This window comes from Streptomyces sp. NPDC058291 (assembly GCF_042880855.1).
Lineage (GTDB): Bacteria > Actinomycetota > Actinomycetes > Streptomycetales > Streptomycetaceae > Streptomyces.
In genome coordinates, this window is the sequence record NZ_JBHVYK010000018.1 from 73,627 (window position 1) to 94,933 (window position 21,307).

Sequence of the window (21,307 nt, forward strand, 5' to 3'; positions counted from 1 at the left end):
CCATGGCCGACACGGACGCAGCCCTCCAGCCGAAGAAGAGGGGCCTGACGCGGCGGCAGAAGCGCCGGCTGTCGCAGGGCGCGCAGTACGCCGTCTTCGTCGCCGCCGTGATCGTCTTCGCGGTATCGGCCGACTGGGGCCGGTTGAAGAACCAGTTCGCCCAGTGGGACATCGCCCGGCAGATGTTCCCGGACGTCATCACGCTGGCCCTGAAGAACACCGTGCTGTACACGGTGTCCGGATTCGTGCTGGGTTTGCTGCTCGGTCTGCTCATCGCGCTGATGCGGCTGTCCTCGGTGGGGCCCTACCGCTGGCTGGCCGGCGTCTACATCGAGATCTTCCGCGGCCTGCCCGCCCTGCTCATCTTCGTCTTCATCGGCGTGGCGGTGCCGCTCGCCTTCCCCGGCACGGAGATCGTCGGCGGCACCTACGGCAAGGCCGCCCTCGGGCTCGGCCTGATCGGCGCCGCGTACATGGCGGAGACGTTCCGGGCCGGCATCCAGGCCGTGCCCAAGGGGCAGACGGAGGCCGCCCGCTCGCTGGGGTTCTCGCCCGCGCGCGCCATGATCTCGGTCGTCATCCCGCAAGCCTTCCGGATCATCCTCCCGCCGCTCACCAACGAGCTGATCATGCTCTTCAAGGACTCCTCCCTGGTCCTCCTCCTCGGAGTGACCCTGGAGGAGCGCGAACTGTCCAAGTACGGCCGTGACCTGGCCAGCACGACCGCCAACTCGACGCCGATCCTGGTCGCCGGCCTGTGCTACCTGCTGGTGACCATCCCGCTCGGCTTCGTCGTGCGCCGCATGGAGGCCAAGGCCCAGGAGGCCGTGAAATGAGCCGACCCGAGATCGAGGTGCGCGCGCTGCACAAGTCGTTCGGCGACAACGAGGTGCTGCGGGGCATCGACCTGGAGATCGGCCGCGGCGAGGTCGTCTGCGTGATCGGGCCCTCCGGTTCGGGCAAGTCGACGCTGCTGCGGTGCGTGAACCTGCTGGAGGAGCCGACCGGGGGCCGGGTCTTCGTCGGCGGCACGGAACTGACCGACCCCGACGTCGACATCGACGCCGTACGACGTCGTATCGGCATGGTCTTCCAGCAGTTCAACCTCTTCCCGCACCTGTCCGTGACCGAGAACCTCACGCTGCCGCAGCGCCGGGTGCTGGGGCGCGGCAAGGCGGAGGCGGCGAAGGTGGCCGCCGAGAACCTGGAGCGCGTCGGGCTGTCCGACAAGGCCACCGCCTACCCGGCCTCCCTCTCCGGCGGGCAGCAGCAGCGCGTCGCGATCGCCCGCGCGCTGGCCATGGGCCCCGAGGTGATGCTCTTCGACGAGCCGACGTCGGCGCTCGACCCGGAGCTGGTGGGGGACGTCCTCGCCGTCATGCGCATGCTGGCCCACGAGGGGATGACGATGATGGTCGTCACCCACGAGATGACCTTCGCGCGCGAGGTCGCCGACCGGGTCGTCTTCATGGACGGCGGGGTGATCGTCGAGGACGGCGTCCCCGCCCAGGTCATCGGCGCCCCCGCCCACGAGCGCACCCGCCACTTCCTCTCCCGCCTCCTCGACCCGGCGATGGCCGAGGTGGAGGAGGGAAGGCAGGACCAGGTGGGCGGCGCCGGAACCTAGCTTCACTAGGGTGCGGTGCATGAGCGATCATCCGGTGCTGCACGTGAAGGGCCGGGTCCTGACGGGACCCGACGACGTCCGCGACGAGCTGTGGGTCGTCGACGGCCGGATCTCCTACGATCCGCCCGTCGGCGCCCGCGACGTGCGCGGCGTCGAGGGCTGGGCGCTGCCCGGCCTCGTCGACGCCCACTGCCATGTGGGGCTCGGCGCGCACGGGCCGGTCGAGCCGGACGTCGCGGAGAAGCAGGCACTGACCGACCGGGACGCCGGCGCTCTGCTGCTCAGGGACGCCGGCTCGCCCTCGGACACCCGGTGGGTCGACGACCGCCAGGACCTCCCGAAGATCATCAGGGCGGGCCGGCACATCGCCCGCACCCGCCGCTATCTGCGCGGCTACGCGCACGAGATCGAGCCGGACGACCTGGTCGCGTACGTCGCCCGGGAGGCCCGGCGCGGCGACGGCTGGGTCAAGCTGGTCGGCGACTGGATCGACCGCGAGGCGGGCGACCTGGCCCCCAGCTGGCCGCGGGAGGCGGCCGAGGCGGCCATCGCCGAGGCCCACCGGCTGGGCGCGCGGGTCACCGCCCACTGTTTCGCCGAGAACTCGCTGCGCGATCTCGTGGAGTCGGGCATCGACTGCGTCGAGCACGCGACGGGCCTCACCGACGACCTGATCCCGCTGTTCGCCGAGCGGGGCGTGGCGATCGTCCCGACCCTCGTGAACATCGCGACGTTCCCGGATCTGGCCGCCGGCGGCGAGGGCAGATTCCCCCGCTGGGCGGCCCACATGCGCCGGCTGCACGCCCGCCGCTACGACACCGTGCGCCACGCGCACGACGCCGGGATCCCGGTCTTCGTCGGCACGGACGCCGGCGGCACGCTGCCGCACGGACTGGTGGCCGCCGAGGTCGCGGAACTGGTGACGGCGGGCATCCCGCCGCTGACGGCGCTCTCGGCGGCGAGCTGGGGCGCACGCGAGTGGCTCGGACGTCCGGGTCTGGCCGAGGGCGCCCCGGCGGACCTGGTGGTCTACGAGGCGGACCCGCGCGAGGACGTACGGGTGCTGGCCGCGCCGCGCAGGGTGGTGCTGAACGGGACGGTGGTGGGCTGAGAGCGCCGACGTCGAGGTTCAGGGCGCGCCCGCCGAGGCGGGCTGGCGCAGACCGGCGGCGGCTGCGTGGCCCCGTACGTCGCGGGCGGCGCGCTGGCGCTGCTGCTCGCGGGCGGGGGCGCGGTGGCTCTGGCCCGCCGCCGCGGCTGATCCGACCGGGCGCGGGGCACGACCGGGGAAACCCCCGGCCGGCCGTGCCCCCGCCTCGCCGCCCGGGTGGGCTGTCCCCCGGCCGGCCGTGCCCCCGCCTCCGCCGCCCGGGTGGGCTGTCCCCCGGCCGGCTGTGCCCCCGCCTCTTCCCCGGGTGGGCTGTCCCCCGCCTCGCCGCCCGGGTGGGCTGTCCCCACCCTCGTCACCGGGTGGGCCGGCTCCGGACGGGCTGCCCGGAGCGATCCCGGGCCCGGCCGGCTAATCCCGGGTCAGCGCCAGCGCCTGGTCCAGGGCCTGGAGGAAACGGTTCACCGTCGTCCGGTCCCGCACCGCCAGCCGCAGCCACTCCGTGTCGAGGCCGGGGAAGGTGTCGCCGCGCCGGACCGCGAAGCCCAGGGTGCGCAGTCGCTCCCGGACGGCGGCCGCCCGGGGCAGCCGGATCAGCACGAAGGGGCCGTCCGCCGGCCCCGCCACCCGCAGCCCGTCCGCGGCGAACTCCTCCAGGCCGGCGACCAGATGCGCGCGGTCCGCCGCCACGCGGTGCGCGGCGTGCGCGGCCTCCGCCAGCGCCTGCGCCCCCACGCACGCCTCCGCCGCCGCCAACGCCGGCGAGGACACCGGCCACAGCGGCTGCGCCCGCTCCAGCGCCGCGATCGTCTCCGGCGCGGCCAGGACGTACCCGATCCGCAGCCCCGCCAGCCCCCAGGTCTTCGTCAGGCTGCGCAGCACGACCAGACCGGGCACGTCCGTCGCCGAGGCGAGCGCCTCCCGTTCGCCCGGCACCGCGTCCATGAACGCCTCGTCGACCACCAGCGTCCGCCCGGCCCGGGCCAGCCGCCGGACGGCCTGCGCGGGATGCAGCACCGACGTCGGGTTCGTCGGGTTGCCGAGCACCACCAGGTCCGCGTCCTCGGGGACGGCCGCGGGATCCAGCCGGAAGCCGTCCTCGGCGCGCAGCAGCACCCGCTCCACGCGGTGCCCGGCGTCCCGCAGCGCCGCCTCCGGCTCGGTGAACTGCGGGTGCACGACGACGGGCCGGTGGACCTCCAGGGCCCGCGCCAGCAGCACGAACGCCTCCGCCGCGCCCGCCGTGAGCAGGACCCGCTCGACGGGCAGACCGTGGCGTGCAGCGACCGCCGCCCGCGCGGCCCGCCCGTCCGGGTAGGCCGCCAGACCGCCGAGGGACGCCGCGATGCGCTCGCGCAGCCAGCGCGGGGGCGTGTCCGCGCGGACGTTCACGGCGAGGTCGACGAGGGCCGAGCCGTCGCCGCGCACCTCGGCGTCACCGTGGTGGCGCAGGTCGTGGCCGTCGGCGTGACCCTCAGTGCGCATGGGAGTGCGCGTGCCCGTGGTGGTGCCCGTCGTGGTGGTGCCCGTCGTCGTCCGGGTGGAAGTGCGGCTGCTGCGGCAGGCCGACCTTGTCCTCGAAGCCCGGCAGCGCGATCCGGTAGACGCACGAGTCGCAGTTCATCCGCAGGTCGCCCCTGACGGCCTCCTCGTACCGCTCCATCACCAGGTCGAGCAGCTCCGGCTCGGGACCGATGACGTCCGCCGAGCACACCTCCACGTCCGGGTGCGCGGCCGCCCACTCCTCGGTCTGCCGCCGCACCCGGTCCGGCAGGATCCCGGTGAACAGGAAGTACGGCAGGACGACGATCCGCCGGGCGCCCAGTCGCACGCACCGGTCGAGTCCGCTCGGCACGTCCGGAGCGGCCAGCGACACGAACGCGGTCTCCACGCCCGCGTACCCGCGTCCCTCCCACAGCAGCCGGGCCGCCTTGTACACCTCGGCGTTGGCGTCCGGGTCCGTCGATCCGCGTCCGACCAGCAGCACGGTCACGTCGGCCAGGTCCCCGGGCGTCCGCCCGGCGGCGCCCAGCGCCTCGTCCAGCCGCCGCTCGAGCACGTTCAGCAGCGCCGGGTGCGGGCCCAGCGGGCGACCGTAGGTGTACGAGATCCCCGGGTGGCGCTCCTTCTCGCGGGACAGGGCGGCCGGGATGTCCCCCTTGGCGTGTCCGGCGGACACCAGCATCAGCGGGACGGCGGCGAACCGTCGCACCCCGCGCTCCACCAGCTCGGCCACCGCGTCGCCCAGCGGCGGCGGCGACAGCTCGATGAAGCCGCCCGCGACGGGCAGGTCCGGATGGCGGCGGCCCAGCTCGCGTACGAAGTCGCGGAACGCCTCGGCTCCGGCCTCGTCCCGGGTGCCGTGGCCGGCGATGAGCAGGGCGGGCGGCGGGGTGGTCACGGTGTCTCCTCGGGATGGGGAACGGGTGGGTGCGGCAGGCGGTCGTGCGCCGGTGCGGCGCGGGGCGTCCGGATCACCGGGCCTCCTCCTGCGGAGCGGCTTCCTGCCAGCGGTAGCCGCGGGGTGTCACCATGCGCCCCGCGATGTCGCGGGTCGCCGTGTTGCCCACGGTGACGACCGTCATCATGTCGACCCATGCCGGGTCGAGTTCGGCGAGCGTGGTCAGCCGGCTGGTTCCGTCCGGCCGGGACGCGTTGCGCACGACGCCCACCGGCGTCGTCGGCTCCCGGTGCCCGGCGAGGATCGACAGCGCCTTCGGAAGCTGCCAGTCGCGGCCCCGGGAACGGGGGTTGTAGAAGGTGACCACGAGGTCGGCCTCGGCCGCCGCCCGCACCCGCCGCTCGATGACCTCCCACGGCGTGTGCAGGTCGGACAGGCTGATCGACACATGGTCGTGGCCGAGCGGCGCGCCGAGGATCGCGCCCGCCGCGAGCGCGGCCGTCACCCCGGGCACCCCGACCACGTCGATGTCGTCGGACGCCTCGGCGAGCGCGGGGGAGGCCATGGCGTACACGCCCGCGTCCCCACTGCCGATCAGCGCGACGGCCTGTCCGCGCCGGGCCTCCTCGACGGCCGTGCGGGCCCGCTCCTCCTCGGCGCCGAGCCCCGACTCCAGGATCCGGGTGCCCGGCCGCAGCAGGTCGCGGATCTGGTCGACGTACTGGTCGAGCCCGACGAGCACGGCGGCCCGCCGCAGTTCTGCCGTGGCGCGCGGGGTGAGCAGGTCGCGGGCGCCGGGGCCCAGCCCGACGACCGCGAGCCGCCCGCGCGCGGGACGCCGTACGACCGCGCAGGTGGCCATCGAGGCGTGTCCGTCCGCCCGCGCCGACTTCCGCTTGGGCACGAGGAGTTCACCGCCGCGGGCCAGCGCGGACGCCTCGGCGACGGACGGGGTGCCCACGGCGGCGAGCGGGGCGTCGGAGGGGTTCGGCACGTCGACCCTCGTCAGCTCCTCGGCGGGGTACGTCACCACCGGTACGCCGAGCCGCGCGGCCGCCTCGACGATGCCGGGCTCGTCGCGCTTGGCGTCCACGGTGGCGAGCTCGGCGAGGCTGCGCGCCGACAGCCCCGCGTCCCGCAACGCGCCCAGCACCAGGTCGAGGACCTCGTCGGCCGGGACGCCCCTGGACGCGCCGACGCCGGCGACCAGGGACGGCGGACGCACCAGCACCTCCCCGTGGCCGGCTTCGACCGCACGGTCGGTCAGCCGGACCGCCCGCTCGCCCGGCGCGCGGTCCCCGGCGGCGAACGGCAGCGCCGGCAGGGGCCACCCCACCTCGGCGTCCAGCACGACCGGCTCCCCGTCCAGCAGGGCCCGCGTCACGCCGGCCACGTCCCCTTCCACCGGCAGACCGAGGGTGTCCAGACCGGGGATGCCGACGGCGTCCGTGGCCGTGGTCACCACGGGCTCCGCGCCCAGCAGACGGCCCACCGAGACCGCGAGTTCATTGGCGCCGCCGCCGTGCCCGCCTACCAGCGAGACGGCGAACCGCCCGGCCTCGTCGACGCACACCACTCCCGGATCGGACGCCTTGTCGGACAGCAGGGGCGCGACGAGCCGGACCACCGCGCCCGTCGCGAGGAAGCACACGAGCTGCTCGCACTCGGTGAACGCCCGCCGCACGGCGTCGCCCACGGGTCCGTCGTACACCCGCGTGCGGTCCGGCCATGCCGCGGCCAGCCGGTCGCGTGCCGCCGCGCCCGCCGCGGTGGCGGAGATGAGGCCGATCACTGGGCAACTCCTTCATGGTTCACGAGATTCACGAGATGCGGGCCGACCGGGTTGCGGCGCCCCCACAGCAGGAAGACGGGATTGGCCGCCGCGAGCCGGGTCACGTCCCCCGGCAGCGGCGCCAGCCGCGAGGACTGCAGCAGCACTCCGTCGCAGTCGAGCCCGGCGCCGGTCAGCGCGGCGCGCACCGCGGGCACCCGGTCCAGCGCGGCCACGGCCACCACGACCGTGCGCCGGGCGCGCCGCGCGCACACCTCGACGATGCCGGGCAGCTCGCGGCCGCCGCCGCCGACGAACACGGCGTCGGGGTCGTCGAGCCCGGCCAGCGCGTCCGGCGCCGTGCCGTGCACCACGTGCACGTCGACGCCGTGGGCGCCGGCGTTGGCACGGACGCGTTCCACACCGTCCGCCGCCTTCTCGACGGCGCTGACGGCGGCGCCGAGCCGGGCGCACTCCACGGCCACCGATCCCGAGCCGGAGCCCACGTCCCACACCAGCTCGCCGGGGCGCGGCCCGAGCCGGGCCAGGGCCAGCGCCCGTACCTCGAACTTGGTGATCATCGAGTCGCGGTGCGCGAAGTCGCTCTCGGCCAGCGCCCATACGGCGGGCCCGGCCCCCGGTCCGGCGAGCGTGCGGACGGCGCCGGTGGCCCGCGTCTCGTCCAGGCACAGCACCACGTTCACGGCGCTTCCCCAGTCGCGTCCGGCGGCCTCGGCGGGCGAGACCCGCTCCAGCCGCTCGTGCGCGGGATCGCCGAGCGCCCGCGCCACGACGAGCGTGCGGCCGGGCGCGCTGCGCGCGAGCGCGGCGCCCAGCTCGGCGGGCCCGGCGCCCGGCCCGGTCAGCACGGCCGTCTTCGGGTGCGCCCGGCACACGTTGACGGCTGTCCGCGGATCGCGGCCGTGTGCGCTGACGATCACGGCGTCGTCCCAGGTCAGCCCGAGTCGCGCGAACGCGGTCGCCACCGAGGAGACGCCGGGCCGTACGTCGAGCAGCCGCGGCCCGAACCGCTCGGCCAGCGCCCGCACGATCCCGAAGAACCCGGGGTCGCCCGAGGCCAGCACGACCACGCGCCGTCCCTTCTCGACGTACGCCTCGATGACGTCGAGGGCCGGCGCCAGCGGACCGAGCACGATCCGCTCGACGGACGCGGGCAGCCGCACGGCGTCCAGATGCCGTCGCCCGCCCACGACGAGCCCGGCTCCGGCCAGCGCGTCGGGGGGAGCGGGCGCGCCCGTCCCCGTGCCGACCACCGTGATCGGGCGGTTCACGTACGCGCACCCCGCGAGCGCAGGGCCCGGCGGGCCTCCGGGTCGGCCTTGCGATAGCCGTGGAAGTGACCGGGGTGGTACAGGTGCGAGCGGGTGCCGTGCGCGTCCAGGGCCGGGCCGACCAGGAAGAGGGTGTGCTTCCAGAGCTTGTGCTCCTTCACCGTCTCCTCCAGCGTCTCGATCGTGCACCGCACGACCAGCTCCTCGGGCCAGGTGGCCTGGTGGGCGACGACGACCGGGGTGGAGGTCGGGTAGCCGCCCTCCAGCAGCTCCCGCACGAGCTGCCCGCTGCGCGCGGCGGACAGGAAGACCGCCATCGTGGTGCCGTGCTTGGCGAACTCGCGCACCTCCTCGCCGGGCGGCATCGGCGTCTTGCCGCCGCCGAGCCGGGTGAGGACGACGGACTGGGCGACCTCGGGGATCGTCAGCTCGCGGCGGGCGATGGCGGCGACCGCCGAGAAGGACGAGACGCCGGGGACGATCTCGGTGGCGAGGCCGATCTCCTCGCACCGGTCGAGCTGCTCCTGCGTGCCTCCCCACAGCGCGGGGTCCCCGGAGTGGATGCGGGCGACCTTCAGCCCCTCGGCGCGGGCCCGCTCGTAGACGGCCACCACGTCCTCCAGGGACATCGTCGCCGAGTCGAGGATCTCCGCGCCCTCCCGAGCGTGCTCCAGGACCTCCGCCTGCACCAGGCTCGCGGCCCAGATGACCACGTCGGCCTCGGCGATGGCGCGGGCGGCGCGGAACGTCAGCAGGTCGGCGGCGCCGGGGCCGGCGCCGACGAAGGTCACCTTGCCGGTGGGGGCATCGGCCATGGGTTCGAGTCCTCTCATAGCGGGCTATGTGCTGCTTTCCCGGTGTCAGCGGGCGGCACGGATGTGCGCGATCGGGGGTCCATCGGATAGCAAGGGCGTATGGCCGTCTTCGTCGCGCTCGGCGCGTTCCTCATGACGCTGGCCGGCGGCTGGACGGCACAACGCGTCACCGACCGCCGCCACCTGGTGCTGGGCCTGGCCGGCGGCCTGATGCTGGGCGTGGTCGGCCTGGACCTGCTGCCGGAGGCCCTGGACACGGCCGGCACGCCCGTGTTCGGCGTCCCGGCCGCGCTCCTGCTCTTCGTCGCCGGTTTCCTGCTGGCCCATCTGGTGGAACGGCTGCTGGCCGTCCGCCAGGCCGCGCACGGCGCCGGCGAGCACGACGGCCGGGCCCCGGAGGTGGGTCTGACGGCGGCCGCGGCGATGGTCGGCCACAGCGCCATGGACGGCGTGGCGATCGGCGCGGCCTTCCAGGTCGGCGGCGGCATGGGCCTGGCCGTGGCGATGGCGGTCATCGCCCACGACTTCGCGGACGGCTTCAACACGTACACCATCGCCAGCGTGTACGGGAACGCCCGCCGCCGGGCCCAGGCCATGCTGGTCGCCGACGCCGTGGCGCCCGTTGCCGGCGCGGCCTGCACGTCCTTCGTCACCATCCCGCAGCAGCTGCTGGGGGGCTACCTCGGCTTCTTCGGCGGCGCGCTGCTGTACCTGGCGGCCGCCGAGATCCTTCCCGAGGCCCACCACGACCATCCGGCCCGCTCGACCGTGCTGTGCACGATCGCGGGCGCGGCCTTCATCTGGCTGGTGGTGGGCCTGGCCGCGTGACGCGGGCGCGCTCACAGCTTGCCGCCCCGGCCGCCGGCGCGCCGCGCGGGCGCGATCAGCGTGGAGAGGTACGGCAGCGGCTCGCCGTCCAGTTCGGCGGCGGGCCGGATCGACTCCTGCTCCAGTCCGAGCGCCGACCCCCACACCGCGTCCGCGATCCGCCCGGTCTCCCGCAGCGCCTCGGCCACCTCGGCGGCCTGCCGTCCGAACTTGTAGGCGACGACGGTCCCTGGCCCGGCGAGCGCGTCCTTCAGGACGGCCGACCCCGCGGTCACCGGCACCAGCGTCAACGGCTCGGTGCCCTCGGTCAGCACGGCGCCGGACCGCGCGGCGAGATCCTGCATGGCGGTGATGCCGGGGACGGTCTCGATCACCACGTCCGGCACCGACTCCGCGACGGTCTGCGCGAGATACGTGAACGTGGAGTACACGTTGGGATCGCCGATGGTGGCGAAGGCGACCGACCCGTGCCGCCGCAGCAACTCGGCGACCCGCTCCCCGGCGACGTCCCAGGCGGCCTCCCGCCGGGCCCGGTCGGTCCGCTCGTTGAGCGCGAAGACGACCCGGACGACCTTGTCCTGCGGCACGTAGTGCACCACGGTGGCCTCCGCCCGGCCCTGCTCACCGCTGTCCATCACGGGCACGACGACGACCTCGGCGGCCCGCAGCGCGTTGACCCCCTTGACGGTCACCAGTTCCGGGTCCCCGGGGCCCACCCCGACTCCGACCAGCCTGCTGCTCATGACGTCCGGCACCTCTCCACGAACCGACGGGCCACACCGGGCTCGGCCGCCCAGTGCGTGTGCAGATAACTCGCGTGCACGCCTTGCTGTACGAAGCCTTCGACCCGCCGCTCGGGGCCGCGCACCCCCCACGCGGGGACCGCCCCCGCCCCCGGCTCGACGACCGTGCGGTGGAACTCGTGTCCCCGCATCCGCGTCCCGGCCGGCGCGAGCACGCTGTCGTTCACGGCGACGGCGTCCCGGTAGCCGAGAGTGAGCCGCTCGGACATCCGGGCGGCGGCGTCGAGCACCCCGCACATCGGCTGCCCGTCCAGCTCCCGGCACAGATAGAGCAGTCCGGCGCACTCGGCGGCGACCGGCGCCCCGGACCGCGCGAGCGCGGCGACGGCCTCGCGCAACGGCTCGTTGGCGGACAGCCCGTCGGCGTACACCTCGGGGAACCCGCCGCCGATCACCAGACCGCGCGTTCCGTCGGGCAGTCCGGCGTCCCGCAGGGGGTCGAAGACGACCGCTTCGGCGCCCGCCGCGGTCAGCAGCTCCGCGTGCTCGGCGTAGGAGAAGGTGAACGCCGGACCGCCGGCCAGGGCGACAACCGGCCTGGCCGCGTCCTTCGGCCCGTCCGGGGATCCCCCCTCGGAACGGGGTCGAGGACGGGCCCCCTCGGGACGCGGCCGGGGGCCGGCGGCGGCTTCCGGGGACGGAAGCGGAAGGGACGGCGGGGACGAGGACAGCGCCTCGGCCGGGTCCCAGGCCGCACAGGACAGCGCCCCGGCGCCGCGCGCCAGCGCGAGCAACGCCTCCAGATCGCATCCGCGCGCCACCTGCGCGGCCATCGCCGCAACCGCCTCGACCGCGGCTCCCTGCCGTTCGGCGACGGGAACCAGCCCGAGGTGCCGGGAGGGCGTGGACACCTGCGGAGCCCGGCGCAGGACGCCCAGCACCGGCGTCCCCGCCGCGTCCAGCGCCTCCCGCAACAGCTCCTCGTGCCGGTCCGAGGCGACCTTGTTGAGGATGACGCCCCCGATCCGCACCTGCGGATCCCAGGAGGCGAACCCGTGCACCAGCGCCGCCACCGACCGCGACTGCGACGACGCGTCGACGACCAGCACCACCGGCGCCCGCAGCAGCTTCGCCACCTGGGCGGTGGACGCCAGCTCCCCCTCCCCGGCGGCCCCGTCGTACATCCCCATCACGCCCTCGACGACGGCGAGGTCGCACCCCCGCGCCCCGTGCAGGAACAGCGGAGCGACCAGCTCCGGCCCGCACAGATACGCGTCCAGGTTGCGCCCGACCCGTCCGGTGGCGAGCGCGTGGTACCCGGGGTCGATGTAGTCGGGCCCGACCTTGTGCGGGGACACGGCGAGCCCCCGCCCGGCGAACGCGGCCATCAGCCCCGTGGCGACGGTGGTCTTGCCGCTGCCCGAGGAGGGCGCGGCGACGACCAGCCGGGGCACGTGGGAAGGGGAGGTCAGCACGGCGTCACCACTCGATGCCCCGCTGGCCCTTCTGGCCCGCGTCCATCGGATGCTTGACCTTGGACATGTCGGTCACGAGGTCGGCGAAGTCGACGAGCTCGGCGGGCGCGTTCCGCCCGGTGATCACGACGTGCTGGGCGCCCGGCCGGCGGCGCAGCACCTCGACGACCTCCTCCGTGTCGATCCACCCCCAGTGCAGGGGGTAGGCGAACTCGTCGAGCACGTACAGCTTGTACGTCTCGGCGGCCAGGTCCCGCTTGACCTGCTCCCAGCCCTCGCGGGCCTTCTCCTCGTTGTCCAGCTGCGCGTCGCGCTGCACCCAGGACCAGCCCTCGCCCATCTTGTGCCAGTCGACGGAGCCGCCCTCCCCGGACGCCCCGAGCACGCGCAGCGCGTTCTCCTCGCCGACCTTCCACTTCGCGGACTTGACGAACTGGAACACCCCGATCGGCCACCCCTGGTTCCAGGCCCGCAGGGCGAGCCCGAACGCGGCGGTCGACTTGCCCTTGCCGACGCCGGTGTGCACCACCACGAGCGGCCGGTTACGGCGCTGACGGGTCGTCAGACCGTCCTCCGGCACGACGCTCGGCTGTCCCTGCGGCATTACGCGGCCCTCCTCGAAGTCCCCTGCACATCCCTGACCAGCCCCGCGATGGAATCCGCCCGCAGCTCCTCCAGCGTCACGACCGCCCCGCCCAGTTCGCCGGCCAACTGCCCCGCGAGCCCCAGCCGCACGGGCCCGGACTCGCAGTCGACGACCACGGCGGCGACGCCGTCGGCCGCGAACAGCCGCGCCGCGCGCCCGGCGAGCGCCACGGGCTCCGGACCGCCGGTGGCCCGTCCGTCGGTCACCACCACGACCAGCGCCCGGCGCGCCGGATCGCGCAGCCGCTCCACCCGCAGCACGTCGTGCGCCTTCAGGAGCCCGGCGGCCAGCGGCGTCCGCCCGCCCGTGGGCAGCGACTCCAGCCGTACGGCGGCGGCGTCCACCGACGAGGTGGGCGGCAGCGCGAGTTCCGCGCCGGCCCCCCGGAACGTCACGAGCCCCACCTTGTCCCGTCGCTGGTACGCGTCGAGGAGCAGCGACAGCACGGCGCCCTTCACCGCGCTCATCCGCTGCCGCGCCGCCATCGACCCGGAGGCGTCGACCACGAACAGCACGAGGTTGCCCTCCCGCCCCTCCCGGGTCGCCTGCCGCAGATCGTCGCGCCGCACCACCAGGCCCCGCCCGGAGCGTCCGCGCGCCTTCTGATGCGGTGCGGCCGCCTGCACGGTCGCCGCCAGATGCAGCTTGGTCAGGGCGCCCCGGGGCCGGCGCGCCCCCGTGGTGCGTCCGTGCTCGGTCCTGGCCCGTGAGCGCCGCCCGGCGGCGCCCTCGCCGATCCCCGGCACGCTCAGCATCTTGGTGCGGAAGGGCTCGGCGGCCCGTACCGCGGAGCGCTCGGAGGTTCCCGGCGCCTGCGGCTCGCCGTCCTGCCCGGCCTCCGGCCGCGCCCCGGTGTCGCCGCCCTGCGGGCCGGCGTCCGGGGCGGGCCGGCCGCCGCCTCCGCCGGGTCCGTCGTCCTCGGGTCCGTCGTCGCCGCCCTCGTCGCCGCCCTCGCCGTCGCGTTCGTCGCCGGGGTCGTCGCCGCGCCCGGGGCCCGCGTCATGGCCGGGGCCGGTGTCGTCCTGGCCGCCGAACTCCTCCAGCGTCTCGTCGAGCTTGTCCTCGTCCAGTCCCGGCGCGTCGAAGGGATTGCGGCGCCGGCGGTGCGGCAGCGCCAGCAGCGCCGCCTGCCGGACGTCCTCCGCGAGGACGTCCGTGCGCCCGGCCCAGGCCGCCAGCGCGGTGGCCGTGCGCGCCATGACGATGTCCGCCCGCATCCCGTCCACCTCGAAGGCGGCGCAGGTCGCCGCGATCTGCCGCAGCGCCCCGTCGCCCAGCCGCACCGACGGCAGCAGCGCACGCGCGGCCGTGATCCGCGCGCGCACCGCGGCCTCCTCGTCCGCCCAGCGCTCGGCGAAGGCGGCCGGATCGTCGTCGTGGGCGAGCCTGCGCCGTACGACCTCCACCCGCAGGTCGGGCTCGCGCGAGGCGGCCACCTCCACCGTCAGCCCGAACCGGTCGAGCAACTGCGGCCGCAGTTCGCCCTCTTCGGGGTTCATGGTGCCCACGAGCAGGAACCGCGCGGCATGGCGCACGGAGACGCCCTCGCGCTCCACGTACGAGGCGCCCATCGCGGCCGCGTCCAGCAGCAGGTCGACCAGGTGGTCGTGCAGGAGGTTGACCTCGTCGACGTACAGGATCCCGCGGTGCGCGTCCGCGAGGAGCCCCGGCTCGAAGGCCTTGACGCCCTCGGCGAGCGCCCGCTCGATGTCGAGGGCGCCGACCAGGCGGTCCTCCGAGGCGCCCACCGGCAGCTCGACCATCCGCGCGGGACGCGTCTCGAACGCGCCCGGCTCGTGCGGACCGTCCGGGCAGGCCGGGTCGGGGGAGCCGGGGTCGCACGAGAACCGGCAGCCGACGACGACGTCCAGCGTGGGCATGAGCGCCGAGAGGGCGCGCACGGCCGTCGACTTGGCGGTGCCCTTCTCCCCGCGGACCAGCACCCCGCCCACCGCCGGCGAGACGGCGTTCAGCAGCAGCGCGAGCCGCAGGTCGTCCTGGCCGACCACGGCCGTGAACGGGAAAGGAGTACTCACTTCTGGTCGTCCTCCAGATCGCCTTCCAGCTCCAGGTAGGTGGCGCGCAGCCGCTCGATCGTGTCGGCGTCCGGCTCCGCCCACAGACCGCGCTCGGCGGCCTCCAGGAGTCGTTCCGTGATCCCGCGCAGCGCCCACGGGTTGGACTTCTTCATGAAGTCCCGGTTGTCCGCGTCGAACACGTACTCCGCGCTGAGCTTCTCGTACATCCAGTCGTCGACGACCCCGGCGGTCGCGTCGTACCCGAAGAGGTAGTCGACGGTCGCCGCCATCTCGAAGGCGCCCTTGTAGCCGTGCCGCCGCATGGCCGCCATCCAGCGCGGGTTGACCACCCGGGCGCGGAACACCCGGTGCGTCTCCTCGCCCAGCGTGCGCGTCCTCACCTGGTCCGGCACGGCGGAATCGCCCACGTAGGCCTCGGGGTTGGCGCCCGTCAGATGGCGCACCATGGCGACCATGCCGCCGTGGTACTGGAAGTAGTCGTCGGCGTCGACGAGGTCGTGCTCGCGGGTGTCCACGTTCTTCGCGGCGACGGCGATCCGCCTGAACGCCGTCTCCATGTCCCCGCGCGCCGCCCGCCCGTCGAGTCCGCGCCCGTAGGCGTACCCGCCCCAGACGGCGTACACCTCGGCGAGGTCGGCGTCGGAGCGCCAGTTGCGGGCGTCGATCAGCGGCAGCAGACCGGCCCCGTACGCCCCCGGCTTGGAGCCGAAGATGCGGGCGCTCGCCCGTCGGCGGTCGCCGTGCCCGGCCGCGTCCTCGTCCACGTGCGCGCGCACGAAGTTGGACTCGGCGGGCTCGTCCAGCTCGGCCACCGTCCGCACCGCGTCGTCGATCAGCCCGATCACGTGCGGGAACGCGTCCCGGAAGAAGCCGGAGATGCGGACGGTGACGTCGATGCGCGGCCGGCCGAGCTCCTCCGGGGGCACCACCTCGAAGCCCGTCACCCGGCGCGAGGCGTCGTCCCAGAGGGGCCGGCAGCCCAGCAGCGCCAGGATCTCGGCGATGTCGTCGCCCTGGGTGCGCATCGCCGACGTGCCCCACACCGTCAGGCCGACGGACTTCGGATACGCGCCCGTGTCCTGCAGATACCGCTGCACGAGGGAGTCGGCGAGCGACTGCCCGACCTCCCAGCTCAGCCGGGACGGGATGGCCTTGGGGTCGACGGAGTAGAAGTTGCGGCCGGTCGGCAGCACGTTGACCAGACCGCGCGTGGGGGAGCCCGACGGACCGGCGGGGACGTAACCGCCGTTCAGCGCCTTGAGGATGTGCCCGATCTCGTCCGTCGTCCGGGCCAGCCGGGGCACGACCTCGCGGCACGCGAACTCCAGCACCGCGACGGCGGCCGGCAGTTCCACGCCGAGGACGTCGCGCACGAGCGGGCGGCTCTCGACGACCGCCCAGTCCCGCGCCTCCATGCCCTCCGCGAGACGCCGGCACAGCTGCTCCAGCAGATCGATCGCGTCGGCCGCGGTGCGCGAGGGCCCCTCGACCAGGTCCGTCAGTTCCACCGGCGCCTTCACCGGCGCGCCCGGCTCGGCCAGCAACTCCTTCTCGTCGAGCCCGAAGTGGGCCGCGATCGACGCCCTCAGACCCGGCAGCGCGTTGGCCTGCCCGCCCCACACCTGCGAGGCGCGCAGCACGGCCAGCACCAGGTTCACCCGGGGCTCGCCGACCGGTCCGCCGCCCAGGATGTGCAGCCCGTCGCGGATCTGCACGTCCTTGATCTCGCACAGATAGCCGTCGATGTGCATGACGAACTCGTCGAAGGCGTCGTCGTCGGGCCGGTCGTCGACGTGCAGGTCGTGGTGGAGCTCGGCCGCCTTCACCAGCGTCCAGATCTGCGCACGCACCGCAGGCGCCTTCGCCGGGTCGAGGTCCGAGACGAGCGCGTACTCGTCGAGGAGCTGCTCCAGCTTCGCCAGATCGCCGTACGTGTCCGCCCGCGCCATCGGCGGGACGAGATGGTCGACGACGGTGGCGTGGCCGCGCCGCTTGGCCTGGGTGCCCTCGCCCGGGTCGTTGACGATGAACGGGTAGATCAGCGGCAGTTCGCCGAGGACGGCGTCCGGCGCGCAGCCGCCGCTCAGCCCGAGCCCCTTGCCCGGCAGCCACTCCATCGTGCCGTGCTTGCCCATGTGCACGATCGCGTCGGCGCCGAAGCTGTTCTCCAGCCACCGGTAGGCGGCCATGTAGTGGTGCGACGGCGGCATGTCGGGGTCGTGGTAGATCGCGATCGGGTTCTCGCCGAAGCCGCGCGGCGGCTGGATCATCACGACGACGTTCCCGAACTGCAGGGAGGCCAGCACGACGTCGTCCCCGTCGACGTACAGGGAGCCCGGCGGCTCGCCCCACGCCTCCAGCATCGCGTCGCGCAGCGCGGGGTCGAGTTTGTCGAACCAGGCCCGGTAGTCGGCCAGCGGCACCCGGGCGGGCGCGGCGGCGAGCTGCTCCTCGGTGAGCCATTCGACGTCGTGGCCGCCGGCGTTGATGAGCCGGTGGATCAGCTCGTCGCCGTCGTCGGGATGGCCCTCGACCCGGTATCCCGCGTCCCGCAGCGCGTCGAGCACCCGCACGGCGGAGGCGGGCGTGTCCAGGCCGACGGCGTTGCCGACCCGCGAGTGCTTGGTCGGGTAGGCGGTGAAGACCAGCGCGAGCTTCTTCTCGGCGTTCGGCTTGTGCCGCAGCCGCGCGTGGCGGACGGCGATCCCGGCGACCCGGGCGGCCCGCTCGGGGTCGGCCACGTACACCGGGACGTCGTCGGGCCCCTGCTCCTTGAAGGAGAAGGGAACCGTGACGAGCCGCCCGTCGAACTCGGGGATCGCGACCTGCATCGCCGCGTCCATGGGGGACAGGGCGGCGTCGGACGCGTCCCAGGCGGCACGCGACGACGTGAGGCAGAGCCCCTGCAGCACGGGCACGTCGAGCTCGGCGAGCGCCCCGACGTCCCAGGCCTCCTCGTCGCCGCCCGCCGAGGCCTGCGAGGCGTGCGCGCCGCCCGCGGCGAGCACGGTGGCGACCAGGACGTCGCACCGGTCGAGGATCTCGTACAGCCCGGCGTCCGCCCCGCGCAGCGAACCGCAGTACACCGGCAGGGCGTTGGCCCCGCGTGCCTCGATCGCGTCGCACAGCGTGTCCACGAAGGCCGTGTTGCCGCTCAGCTCGTGCGCCCGGTAGAAGAGCACGCCGACGCTCGGCCGCCCCTCGGTGAACGGCCGCTCGCCGTGGACGCCGTATTCGGGCATCTTCTGCGGCTCGACGAACCCCTCGCCGGTCAGCAGCACGGTGTCGGAGAGGAACCGCGCCAGCTCGGCGAGGTTGGCCGGGCCGCCCTCGACGAGATACCGCAGCGCCTCGGCCACCACGCCGGCCGGGGCGGTCGACTCGGCCATCAGCTCGGCGTCCGGCACGCTCTCCCCGCCCAGCAGCACGGTCGGCACGCCGGACGCCCGCAGCGCGGCGAGCCCGTCCTCCCAGGCGCGCTTCCCGCCGAGCAGCCGCACGACGGCGAGATCGGCGCCGTCGAGGAGCGCGGGCAGCTCGTCCGTGACGTCGACGCGGGTGGGGTTGCCGATCCGGTAGTCGACCCCGGAGGCGGCCCGGGCCGCCAGCAGATCGGTGTCGGCGGTCGACAACAACAACACTGTGCTCATGCGGGCGCTCCCGGTGGGATGAAAGGCAGTCCTTGCGGCGCGCCCGACTCGATGAGCCGCAGGAGCGCGCCGGTGTCCGCGTGCTGTTCGATCAGGTCGCCGAGCCGGTCGAGCTGTTCCTCGCGCAGCCCGGCGAAAGAGGTGTCGGGGGCCGGCACGAACCGGCGGCAGGCGGCGGCCGCCACCTCGCGCAGGAACGCCCGCCGGAACCCGTCCGACTCCAGCGAGCCGTGCCAGTGCGTGCCCCAGGTCTGTCCGACCCGGCAGCCGTCCAGGGCGCGTCCCTCGTCGTCGGACAGGAACGTCTCGCCCCCGGTGACGTCGGCGACGCCGTGATGGATCTCGTAGCCCTCGACCCGCTCGCCGAGGGCTCGGCCCACCGGCCGGGTGAGGGTCTTCTCGCGGGCGAACCGCACCCGGACGGGGAGGATCCCGAGCCCGTCGACCCGTCCCCGCCGGCTCTCGACGTCGTCCTCGATGCGCTCGCCGAGGATCTGGAAGCCGCCGCACACGCCGAGGACGGGTCTTCCCTCGGCGGCCCGGCGCAGCACGGCGTCGGCCAGGCCGCGTGCGCGCAGCCACTCCAGCGCCCGCACCGTCCCCCGGGTCCCCGGGATCACCACCAGGTCGGCGTCGGCCAGTTCCTCGGGCCGGTCCACGAACCGCACGATCACGCCGGGTTCGGCGGCCAGCGCGTCCACGTCCGTGAAGTTCGACATGAGCGGGATCGCGCAGACGGCGACCCGCAGCACGTCCTCCCCGACGGGCGGGGCGGTGTTCGACTCCCGCACGGTGCCCCGCAGCGACACCCTCAGGCCGTCCTCCTCGTCGATGCCGAGCCCGTGCCGGAACGGCAGGACGCCGTACGTGTGCCGCCCGGTGAGCCCGTGCAGCATGTCCAGGCCCGGCTCCAGCAGGGAGACGTCGCCGCGGAACTTGTTGACGAGGAACCCGGCGATCAGCGCCTGGTCCTCGGGGGACAGGAGCGCGACGGTCCCGAAGAACGAGGCGAAGACGCCGCCGCGGTCGATGTCGCCCACGATCAGCACGGGCAGCCCGGCGTTGCGGGCGATCCCCATGTTGACGATGTCCGTCCGCCGCAGATTGATCTCGGCGGGACTGCCCGCCCCCTCACAGATCACCGCGTCATACGTGCCCCGCAACTCGGCGAGACAGTCGAGAACGGTCCCGAGGAGCTGGTGCTGCCGCCCGCCGTGGTAACCGCGGGCGCTCATCTCGCCCACCGGCTTCCCCAGCAGCACCACCTGACTGCTCCGCTCCCCGCCGGGCTTGAGCAGCACCGGGTTCATCAGCGCCGTCGGCTCGACGCGGCAGGCCTGCGCCTGCATGGCCTGCGCCCGTCCGATCTCCGCGCCCTCCCGCGTGACGAACGAGTTCAGGGACATGTTCTGCGCCTTGAACGGCGCGACTCTCACCCCCTGCCGCACCAGCCACCGGCAGATCCCGGCCGTCACGACGCTCTTGCCGGCGTCGGAGGTGGTGCCGGCCACCAGGAGACCCCCGCTCATGACGTACGCCCCTTCCGCGCGTCGAGCGCCTTTGTCGCGACGAAGCGCGCGGCGACGGTCACGCCGAGCGCGAGCAGCCCGACGCGGCGGGAGAGCCGCGCGGCGCGTTCGATGTCCCGGGCGACGACGGGCCGCCCGGCCGCCCCGTTGAGCACGGGCCGGTGCTCCACCCGGCCGCCGTAGGACAGGGTTCCGCCCAGCCGCACGCCGAGAGCGCCCGCGAACGACGCTTCCACGGGCCCGGCGTTGGGGCTGGGGTGTCTGCCCGCGTCGGCGCGCCAGGCCCGCACCGCGCCCCGGGGATCGTCTCCGGCGGCGGCGGCGAGCACGGCGGTCAGCCGGGCCCCCGGCCAGCCGGCGACGTCGTCGAGCCGGGCCGAGGCCCACCCGTAGCGCAGATGGCGCGGCGAGCGGTGCCCGACCATGGCGTCGAGCGTGTTGACGGCCCGGAACCCGACCAGCCCCGGCACACCGCCCACCGCGCCCCACACCAGCGCGCCCACGACGGCGTCGGAGGTGTTCTCGGCGACGGACTCCACGACGGCCCGGGCGATCCCGTCGGCGTCCAGGGCCTGCGGGTCCCGCCCGCACAGCCGCGGCAGCCGTTCCCGGGCGGTCTCGACGTCCCCCGCCTCCAGGGCCCGTCCGATGCCCCGGGCCTCGCGCACCAGGGAGGTGCCCCCGACGACGGCCCAGGTGGCGGCGCCGGTCAGCGCGACGGAGGCGGCGGGACGCCCGCGCACGGCCCGCGCGGCGACGGCTGCCACGGCGACGGCGCCGCCCGCGCACACCACGGTGTGCAGGGCGCCCCACCCCCGGTGGTCCCGCCACAGCAGCCGCTCCACGGCGCCCGCGGCCCGCCCGAACGCGGCGACCGGATGCCCCCGGCGGGGATCGCCGAGGAGCAGGTCGCCGAGGAGGCCGGCGGCGGCGCCGTACGCGTGAACGCGATCGGCACCCATCGGCTCAGCCGGCCGTGCGGGTGGGCGACGGCCTGAGGGTGACGCGCGAGGCGCTCGATGGGCAGCCGAACATGGCTCTGTGTCCTCACTCAGGGTGTCCACGCCCTGGTTCGACGAGACCGCGGCGAGAGTTCCTGGCTCCCGGGGGGTGTCTACCCCGGTGACAGTGGCGGGACCGCGCCGGATTCACACCGGCTTCCTCTTCTGCCGCCGTACATGGCCCGGGCAGTCCACCACGGGCCCGGAAGGGCCGTCAACTTGCTGTTGACCTGCGCGGGGAGAGTGTGCAGAACCCCACACGCGGGCGATCGCCGCCGTCACACGCGAAGGGGTGGGGGGCGGTGACCCCGCCCCCACCCCCCCGCGGTGCCCAATGCCCCGGAGGCCACCATAACGGAGATACCCTAACCCACCCCCGCCC

17 protein-coding genes and 1 riboswitch are annotated in these 21,307 nt (G+C 74.9%); of the genes, 5 read left to right on the forward strand and 12 right to left on the reverse strand.

Going from position 1 to position 21,307, the window contains the following annotated elements:
- Positions 1–2: 2 nt before the first annotated feature.
- The 4 genes from ACFVYK_RS12240 (at position 3) to ACFVYK_RS12255 (ending at position 2,888) form a co-directional block, all read left to right on the forward strand.
- Positions 3–836: an amino acid ABC transporter permease gene (locus ACFVYK_RS12240; protein ID WP_389772031.1), complete on the forward strand. Its 834-nt coding sequence runs from the start codon at positions 3–5 to the stop codon at positions 834–836.
- Positions 833–1,627 (forward strand): amino acid ABC transporter ATP-binding protein, encoded by a 795-nt coding sequence (locus tag ACFVYK_RS12245; protein WP_389772034.1) that lies wholly within the window; start codon positions 833–835, stop codon positions 1,625–1,627. Before ACFVYK_RS12240 ends, ACFVYK_RS12245 begins: the two co-directional genes overlap by 4 nt.
- Positions 1,628–1,646: 19 nt before the next feature.
- Complete coding sequence (locus ACFVYK_RS12250; RefSeq protein ID WP_389772036.1) at positions 1,647–2,738, forward strand: amidohydrolase family protein; 1,092 nt, start codon at positions 1,647–1,649, stop codon at positions 2,736–2,738.
- 66 nt (positions 2,739–2,804) lie between these two features.
- Entirely contained in the window at positions 2,805–2,888 is an 84-nt protein-coding gene (locus ACFVYK_RS12255; RefSeq protein ID WP_389772106.1) for an LAETG motif-containing sortase-dependent surface protein, read from the forward strand.
- A gap of 258 nt (positions 2,889–3,146) precedes the next feature.
- Here the strand turns inward: ACFVYK_RS12255 and cobC are convergent, their stop codons facing one another.
- The 5 genes from cobC to cobM all read right to left on the reverse strand — a co-directional run bounded on the left by cobC (position 3,147) and on the right by cobM (position 9,014).
- Positions 3,147–4,220, reverse strand: a complete 1,074-nt coding sequence (gene cobC, locus ACFVYK_RS12260; protein WP_389772039.1) for an Rv2231c family pyridoxal phosphate-dependent protein CobC — start codon at positions 4,218–4,220, stop codon at positions 3,147–3,149.
- Entirely contained in the window at positions 4,210–5,136 is a 927-nt protein-coding gene (locus tag ACFVYK_RS12265) for a sirohydrochlorin chelatase (RefSeq protein ID WP_389772041.1), read from the reverse strand. Before ACFVYK_RS12265 ends, cobC begins: the two co-directional genes overlap by 11 nt.
- A 73-nt stretch (positions 5,137–5,209) precedes the next feature.
- Positions 5,210–6,928 (reverse strand): precorrin-3B C(17)-methyltransferase, encoded by a 1,719-nt coding sequence (cobJ, locus tag ACFVYK_RS12270; RefSeq protein WP_389772044.1) that lies wholly within the window; start codon positions 6,926–6,928, stop codon positions 5,210–5,212.
- Positions 6,925–8,199: a precorrin-6y C5,15-methyltransferase (decarboxylating) subunit CbiE gene (cbiE, locus tag ACFVYK_RS12275; protein ID WP_389772046.1), complete on the reverse strand. Its 1,275-nt coding sequence runs from the start codon at positions 8,197–8,199 to the stop codon at positions 6,925–6,927. Before cbiE ends, cobJ begins: the two co-directional genes overlap by 4 nt.
- Positions 8,196–9,014, reverse strand: coding sequence for a precorrin-4 C(11)-methyltransferase (gene cobM / locus ACFVYK_RS12280; protein ID WP_389772048.1), 819 nt, complete (start codon positions 9,012–9,014; stop codon positions 8,196–8,198). Before cobM ends, cbiE begins: the two co-directional genes overlap by 4 nt.
- Before the next feature lie 99 nt (positions 9,015–9,113).
- Between cobM and ACFVYK_RS12285 the strand changes: the two genes are divergently transcribed.
- Entirely contained in the window at positions 9,114–9,842 is a 729-nt protein-coding gene (locus tag ACFVYK_RS12285; protein WP_389772051.1) for a ZIP family metal transporter, read from the forward strand.
- Between the two features lie 11 nt (positions 9,843–9,853).
- Here the strand turns inward: ACFVYK_RS12285 and cobI are convergent, their stop codons facing one another.
- The 7 genes from cobI to ACFVYK_RS12320 are packed head-to-tail and all read right to left on the reverse strand — an operon-like array spanning position 9,854 to position 20,886.
- Positions 9,854–10,585 carry a precorrin-2 C(20)-methyltransferase gene (gene cobI, locus ACFVYK_RS12290; protein WP_389772053.1) on the reverse strand — a complete coding sequence of 244 codons (732 nt, stop codon included), beginning with the start codon at positions 10,583–10,585 and terminating at the stop codon, positions 9,854–9,856.
- Positions 10,582–12,060, reverse strand: coding sequence for a cobyrinate a,c-diamide synthase (locus ACFVYK_RS12295; protein WP_389772056.1), 1,479 nt, complete (start codon positions 12,058–12,060; stop codon positions 10,582–10,584). Before ACFVYK_RS12295 ends, cobI begins: the two co-directional genes overlap by 4 nt.
- A gap of 4 nt (positions 12,061–12,064) precedes the next feature.
- Positions 12,065–12,664, reverse strand: a complete 600-nt coding sequence (gene cobO, locus ACFVYK_RS12300) for a cob(I)yrinic acid a,c-diamide adenosyltransferase (RefSeq protein ID WP_389772059.1) — start codon at positions 12,662–12,664, stop codon at positions 12,065–12,067.
- Positions 12,664–14,742, reverse strand: a complete 2,079-nt coding sequence (locus tag ACFVYK_RS12305; protein ID WP_389772061.1) for a putative cobaltochelatase — start codon at positions 14,740–14,742, stop codon at positions 12,664–12,666. Before ACFVYK_RS12305 ends, cobO begins: the two co-directional genes overlap by 1 nt.
- Positions 14,739–18,395 (reverse strand): cobaltochelatase subunit CobN, encoded by a 3,657-nt coding sequence (cobN, locus tag ACFVYK_RS12310; protein WP_389772064.1) that lies wholly within the window; start codon positions 18,393–18,395, stop codon positions 14,739–14,741. The genes ACFVYK_RS12305 and cobN overlap by 4 nt, the downstream gene beginning before the upstream one ends.
- A complete protein-coding gene (locus ACFVYK_RS12315; RefSeq protein WP_389772067.1) occupies positions 18,392–19,924 on the reverse strand; it encodes a cobyric acid synthase in 1,533 nt (510 codons plus the stop codon). The genes cobN and ACFVYK_RS12315 overlap by 4 nt, the downstream gene beginning before the upstream one ends.
- Positions 19,921–20,886: a cobalamin biosynthesis protein gene (locus tag ACFVYK_RS12320; RefSeq protein ID WP_389772068.1), complete on the reverse strand. Its 966-nt coding sequence runs from the start codon at positions 20,884–20,886 to the stop codon at positions 19,921–19,923. Before ACFVYK_RS12320 ends, ACFVYK_RS12315 begins: the two co-directional genes overlap by 4 nt.
- A 107-nt stretch (positions 20,887–20,993) precedes the next feature.
- Positions 20,994–21,137, reverse strand: a riboswitch (cobalamin riboswitch).
- Between the last annotated feature and the right edge of the window lie 170 nt (positions 21,138–21,307).